The sequence below is a fragment of the Microvirga sp. Mcv34 genome (assembly GCF_024519725.1).
Lineage (GTDB): Bacteria > Pseudomonadota > Alphaproteobacteria > Rhizobiales > Beijerinckiaceae > Microvirga.
Window position 1 is genome coordinate 1 of sequence record NZ_JALJRK010000145.1, and the last position, 6,549, is coordinate 6,549.

Annotated in this window: 3 protein-coding genes and 4 pseudogenes; 5 read left to right on the forward strand and 2 right to left on the reverse strand. The window is 62.1% G+C overall.

Annotated features, from left to right (window positions below; genetic code table 11):
* Window positions 1-331 precede the first annotated feature (331 nt).
* From OC446_RS28745 to OC446_RS28760, 4 genes and pseudogenes are all read left to right on the forward strand, one after another.
* A pseudogene (locus OC446_RS28745) lies at window positions 332-1,411 on the forward strand (IS110 family transposase); the annotation flags it as partial.
* Window positions 1,412-1,940: 529 nt separating this feature from the next.
* Window positions 1,941-2,393: an IS110 family transposase gene (locus OC446_RS28750; RefSeq protein WP_262032352.1), complete on the forward strand. Its 453-nt coding sequence runs from the start codon at window positions 1,941-1,943 to the stop codon at window positions 2,391-2,393.
* Entirely contained in the window at window positions 2,390-2,899 is a 510-nt protein-coding gene (locus tag OC446_RS28755) for a transposase (RefSeq protein ID WP_262032353.1), read from the forward strand. The genes OC446_RS28750 and OC446_RS28755 overlap by 4 nt, the downstream gene beginning before the upstream one ends.
* A gap of 16 nt (window positions 2,900-2,915) precedes the next feature.
* Window positions 2,916-3,101 (forward strand): annotated as a pseudogene (locus OC446_RS28760) (IS3 family transposase); the annotation flags it as partial.
* A gap of 187 nt (window positions 3,102-3,288) precedes the next feature.
* Here OC446_RS28760 and OC446_RS28765 read toward each other — a convergent pair.
* Window positions 3,289-3,441, reverse strand: a pseudogene (locus OC446_RS28765) (IS701 family transposase); the annotation flags it as partial.
* A 1,418-nt stretch (window positions 3,442-4,859) separates the two neighbouring features.
* Between OC446_RS28765 and OC446_RS28770 the strand changes: the two are divergent.
* Window positions 4,860-6,125 carry a S8 family serine peptidase gene (locus OC446_RS28770; RefSeq protein ID WP_262032354.1) on the forward strand — a complete coding sequence of 422 codons (1,266 nt, stop codon included), beginning with the start codon at window positions 4,860-4,862 and terminating at the stop codon, window positions 6,123-6,125.
* A gap of 90 nt (window positions 6,126-6,215) precedes the next feature.
* Here OC446_RS28770 and OC446_RS28775 read toward each other — a convergent pair.
* Window positions 6,216-6,356: pseudogene (locus OC446_RS28775) on the reverse strand (transposase); the annotation flags it as partial.
* Between the last annotated feature and the right edge of the window lie 193 nt (window positions 6,357-6,549).

The following is a 6,549-nucleotide window of genomic DNA, read 5'->3' on the forward strand; positions in this document are numbered from 1 at the left end:
ATGCTCATCGCAACCTCCTCCTTCAGGGTGTTGCGACGACTGTTTGAATCCGTCCCCTGACCAGTGTTCCTGGGCGGCCTGACCCTCACAGCGATAGACCGTTTAGAGTGGCTGGTGCCGCAAGGTGTCCCGGCGTGGCCTGACCCACACTCTGATCGACCAGATCCGTGTCTTTCCCCGGACCTGTCGGCCGCCCGGGAGCCCTGCGGTGAGGTTTGCCTCACCGATGCATGTGACCCGAGAAGGGCCTGACTTCCTGTCGCGTTACTGTCCTGTCCAAGCATCCGGTCTCGGCAAGCCATCGATCCACGGTCGAACTTGGAGAGCCGGTATGGAAGTTGTTCAGGAGGTTGCACTACGTCTCGTCGTTGGGGGCGTCGACACGCATAAAGATCTTCATGTCGCTGCCGTTGTCGATGAGCACGATCATGTGCTCGCAAGCAAGTCCTTCGCAACGACGCGGCAAGGATATCGGCAGATGCTCGCCTGGATGCGATCCTTCGGACAGCTGCGGTGCATCGGGGTTGAGGCTAGAGGCACATACGGCGCCGGGCTCCTGCGTTACATGCAGAATGCTGGTGTCGAAGTTCTGGAGGTGACAACCCCGGATAAACATGACCGTCGCAAGCGTGGAAAGAACGATGATCTGGATGCTCAGAACGCAGCCCATGCGGCCTTTGCTGGCAAGCGCACCGTCACGCCCAAGACCCGTGACGGGATGATCGAGTCCCTCCGGGTTCTCAAAGCCTGCCGAAAGACAGCAGTCGCTGCCCGGCGCGTCGCGCTGCAGATGATCCACAACACGATCGTCTGCGCACCCGATGATCTTCGGGACACCTTGCGCAAGATGACCCGCATGCAGCTCGTCAGGACCTTGGCGGCCTGGCGGCCGGATCTGACAGATGATCGTAACGTCATCTCCGCCTACAGGGTCAGTCTCAAGTCGTTGGGGCGCCGCTATCTCGAACTGCACGATGAGGTTGCTGATCTGGACGCCATGATCAGTGCCACCGTCGATGAACTCGCGCCCAATCTGGTGGCTCGGAACTCGATCGGTCACGCAGGTGCTGCACAGCTGCTCCTGACGGCAGGGGATAACCCGGAGCGTCTGCATTCTGAAGCGAGCTTCGCGGCATTGTGCGGCGTAAGCCCGGTTCCTGCTTCGTCTGGCAAGACGACGCGCCACCGCCTCAACAGGGGCGGCGATCGAGCTGCTAACAGCGCCTTGCACATCACTGCCATCGGGCGGCTCCGGACCGACCCGCGGACCAAGGCCTAAATGGCCAAGCGCCTGGCTGAGGGCCATTCCAAGCTTGAGGTGATCCGGTGTCTCAAACGCTACATCGCTCGCGAAGTGTTCACCTTAATCGGCCAGCGGCAAAAGGAGATCAACCAGGCTCGTATCACCGCTCGACGAACAGAAGGGCGTCCGCGGCAGTCAATACTGCGCGACGGCCTATCGTGCGGAGCTGAGGAAACACGACCTCCGGATCTCGATGTCGGGAAAAGGAAATTGCTTCGACTGTGAGAATGTCAGAGCCGCTCGGAGGGCCTGACCCTTGTTACGATTGACCGCGTGTCATTGCGTTGACGTGTCGGTCCTCCGGGGGGCGCCTGACGATCTGCTGTCGCGTGACTTGATAGGAGCTTGAGGGAACTTGTCCCGTCACAGTCCTGTCCGCCCGCAGGAACCCGTCAGGGCCTCAGCCGCGGAGGACGAGGAATGCAAGAGACCGATCCTGCCGAGATCATCATCGGCATTGACACTCACAAGGAGGCCCATACCGCTGTCGCCATCAACGGTCTAGAGCATCGTGCGGAAAAGTGGATCCGGTTTTCCGCATCAACGATGCTCTCATCCAAGAAGGATGGCATCGGATCCGATCCCAAAAGTGGAATCCACTTTTGGGTCCGATGCTTTAGGAGCCCGCCTTGGCGCCATGACCCTGCCGGCGAGCCGCAGAGGCTATCAGGAGCTGGAGACCTGGGCCCGATCCTTTGGCCCCGTGAGGGCCTTCGGGGTCGAGGGGACCGGCTCCTATGGGGCAGGCCTGACGCGCTTCCTGCAGGCAAAGGGCCACAGCGTCATCGAGGTCAATCGCCCCAATCGCCAGATCCAGCATCAGCACGGCAAGAACGATCCATTGGACGCCGAGAACGCGGCCCGCGCCGTTCTCAGTGGCCAGGCAAGGGCGGCCCCGAAGTCGGGCACCGGCGCGGTCGAGATGATCCGCCACCTCAAGGTGACGCGAGACACCGCCGTCAAGAGCCGGACCCAGGCGATGGTCACCCTCAAGACGATCATTCTCAACGCGCCCGCTGCCCTGCGCGAGAGCCTTGAGGGCCTCACTGGCAAGATGGCCCTTTGGCCGCCTTACGTCCGGGAGCGATGACCTCACCAACAGCCTCAGCCAAAGTGGCCTTGCGCGCTCTGGCCCGGCGCTGGCTGATGCTCGATGCTGAGATTAAGAGCCACGATGCCGCTCTCGATGCTCTGACCGGCGCCTGCGCTCCAGCCCTGAAGGAAGCTCATGGCATGTCAACTGGTACAGTGGCCGAGATGCTGATCCTCGTGGGCGACAATCCTGAGCGCATTCGCTCCGAAGCGGCCTTCGCCAAGCTGTGTGGCGCCTGTCCTATTCCCGCCTCGAGCGACAAGACCACGCGCCACCGGCTCAACCGCGGCGGCAATCGTCAGGCCAACGCGGCTTTGTATCGTGTGGTCATTATCCGGATGCGCAGCCATCCACCGACCCTCGAGTATGTCCGCCGACGAACGGCAGAAGGAAAGGGCAAGATGGAGATCATTCGTTGTCTCAAGCGCTTTGTCGCGCGGGAGATCTTCGGCTATCTCTGCCGCGCCAGCAGGCCGCCCACAACAGTCTCGCCAACCTCTTGACCCCTATAGGAGCATCAACGCGGTGGTCGAGACCTTCTTCAAGAGCTTGAAATCCGAACTGGTCTGGCGCACCGTCTACCAGACGAGGGCCGAGGCCAAGGCGGCAGTCGGCCGATACATCGACGGCTTCTACAACCCGGTCCGGCGTCACTCGACGCTCGACTATCTCAGCCCGGCTCAGTTCGAAACGCTCGCCGGATAGCTAACGAACCGCTCTCCACTCAACCGGTACTGCTGGCGAATTCGATGTTGCCGCTTCATTCGCAGTCGGAGCGGTGACCTGCAGCACTCGGACATAGAGCGCCGGTCGCCCACGTTACAAGCTTGGCAGCTGCCTCGGTAGCCCTGAAGCGGATTCGCCAGCAGTATCTAAACCGAAGCAATTCCAGCCAGCCGTTCTTGCGCTCCAGCGGTGACAGCAGACCTTGCAGATAGGCCCGGGCCCGTCGTCGTGGTTCGATGCGGCTGAAGCGGGGAGCAATTCGGGTGGCGAGATCGTCCAACTGAGCGGCCCAGCGGTGGGCCTCGCTTGCGTGCGTCATGGCGCGACACCTCCGTGTCTATGACAACGCACAAACCCGGCTGTAGTAGTCACATAGGCAAGGCACGGGAGCGAGAGGGTACAGGTGTAATTCCTGTTCGGCGCAACACTGGGACCGGGGCCAAACTACGGTTGGTGGGATGCACCTCGTCGCCAGGATAAATGTGTTTGGGCGATAATGCCGGCGATCGATCAGGAGCTCATCTCGCGCGGATGCCGTTCTGAGTTGTCATCCGAGGTCGAGCAGTAACGGCTGGCACAACGAAGGCACTACTCCAATGCCTCTAGTATCTCAATGATATTGCCAAGCTTAAGATCCGATATATTTCGTGATTAGTTCGTTTCCGTTCATCTCAGGTACGATACACGATGTGCGATTCAGTGCATTGTGGGACCAACCTTTCAGGTTGGGTTCAGCCTTGACGTTTCGATCACGATGCAACGGCCGGGTTGGCGGCTGAGCTGCCGGCCCGAGAGGACAGCATGACACGCTGGTGGCGACATACACTTATCGCGATAGCAGGCATTGCGGCTGCTTTCCCCCTCCGCATCCAGCTCGATTTCGGCCACGGATCCGTTCCGCCCATCCTCGACGGGTCAGCCCTCGCCAAAGGTGGTGATGGTGGCAATGGCGGGGGGAGCGGAAACGGGAATGGCGACGCCAATGGAGGTGGTAGGGGCGACGGCGGCGGGAACGGGAACAGCGGCGGAAATGGTAACGGGAACGGTGGCGGTAGCGGCGGGAGCAACGCAGGAGGCGGGAATGGCGGTGGCTCGGCTGGCGGCGCAGGCAACGGCAACGGGAATTCTGGTGGCGGCGGGGCCGGAAACAGCGGTGGGAACGGTAGCAATGGAGGCCAAGGTAGCGGAGGTGGCAACGCCGGCAATCAGGGGAACGCTGGCGGCAGCGGGAGCAGTAACAGCGGGGGAAATAGCAACGGCAACGGTAATGGCAGCGGCAACGGGAATGGCAATGGCGGCAGCAGAGGCAACTCTAACGCCGGAGGTCTGGGCGGCGGCATAGACGGCGGAGCCGGCCGTGGGAGCGCTGGCGGGCTCGGTCGCGGCAATGGCGCGTCCAGCAGTCCCAGTGGCAGTGTCGGTCGCGGCAATAGTGCCGGAGTTGGCAGTCCTGGCGCGAGCAAAGGCAACAACAATGCCGGAGGCAACGCCCGCAAGGCCAGTTCGAGCAACAACGGGAAGGCCAATCCAGGTAAGGCAACGAGTGCGGCAGCGGGTCCAAGCAGCAGCAAGGGTAATTCAAAAACCAGCACACCAAGTGCCGCAAACGCATCGGGCGGCAAAAGCCAACGGGCCAATGACAAGGCCCAGGCAAGCACCGGCAAGGCTTCGGCGAGCCGGGGCAAGGCTGCTGCATCCACCCCGCAGACGCCCAGCCGAGCCAAAGCTGCCGCTCAGGTGCAGGCAGCGGAGACTGCAACTTCGATCAAGGCTCCACAAGCCCGTGCCGTTCCGTTCGTCGAGGAGATCGATCGCCGTCCCAAGCCACGCCAGTCATCCCATTCCATCGTGGCTTCGGGCTTGTCGCAGGCGGATTTGGCGCGACTGACCGCCCAAGGCTTCCGGATCGAGACCCGGACGCAGGGCAGCCTCACGCCTCAGGTGATCAGGCTTCAGGTACCAGCCGGCGTTTCGGTGACGCAGGCCCGGCAGCGGGTCCGTCTGGTCAATGCTCAAGCCTCGGTCGATCTCGATCAGTTCTTCTATCTCGATGAGAGCACCTCCGCCTGCATGGGCGCCGAGTGCCAGGCCACCGCGCTCCTGAACTGGGCCTCTCTCGTGAAATGGTCGGGTCCGAACACCTCGCAATGCGGCCCGGCTCCCCTTATCGGTGTGATCGACACCGGTATTAATATTGAGCATGACGCCCTGAAGGGACAGGCCATCGAGGTCTTGGCTCAGCCCACCCGCCGCGCCATGCCCTCGCTGCCCGATCACGGCACGGCCATTGCGGCCCTCCTCGTGGGGCGGCCGGACAGTCCAACCCCTGGTCTGGTGCCAGCGGCAAAGATCATTGCGGTCGATGCCTTCTATCGCGACGGCGGCACCGCCGACCGAACGGACGTGACGTCGCTGGTCACGGCGATTGAGGCCTTGGCCGAACGCGGGGTTCGGGTCATCAACTTGAGTCTGTCCGGGCCTGCGAACGAGGTTCTCCATAAAGCCATTGCCGCCGCCCAGGCCAAGGGCATCGTGATCGTGGCGGCCGCCGGCAACAATGGAGCCGGTGCCGAACCCTCCTATCCTGCTGCCTATCCCTGGGTTATTGCGGTCACAGCCGTCGACCATGCGCTGAATGTTTACCGGCGGGCGACGCGGGGTCCATATGTTGATCTTGCGGCGCCCGGGGTGAATGTCTGGACGGCCTCGGCCCGGGGCAGCGGCACGTTGAGGACAGGGACGTCCTATGCCGTCCCGTTTGTATCGGCCGCCGCAGGCGTAATGCTCGCGTCCAACCCGGCGTTAGATGCCAAAGCCGTTCAGTTTCGCCTCGAAGAGTACACGCACGATCTTGGTACGCCTGGGTGGGACCCCACATTCGGGTTCGGCCTGATCCAGATGGCTGGTCTGTGCGAGCGACCAGCGGATCCCCCTGCGATCGCAACGTTTCATGACCAGCCGGCTGTCGTACCTCTCAAGGGACCATCCGCGGACATACCTTGATCCTCAGCGGGTACCCTGTCTCTAACATACCACCTGACACTAACCCCAGAGAACGAATGGTATTGCAACCTGATGCCAGTACCAAACAGCTAGGATGGTGCGATCACCGGTTGAGATCTGCTTGGGCACTAACCCCAGCCAAGCCGCGAAGTCACGACCTTTGGCGAAGGCGGCTCCGGTTCCGATCGCTGCCACCATGGCACTGGCGGTGATCACCCCGACACCCGGAATCCCCATCCGCGGCGACAGCTACCGGCTGCGAGAGAAACGCCGTTCCGGCCTGCTGCAGAAGGCTGGATCAGCACTCGAAACTGAGGGAGCCACAAAGCAATGAGAGGGGGTCAAATCCTCAGTTCGCCTAAGGGGGGGCGCATTGCCTCACGTTGAATGTTACCGATAGGCTCGCTGTCCCGGACGGGATGCG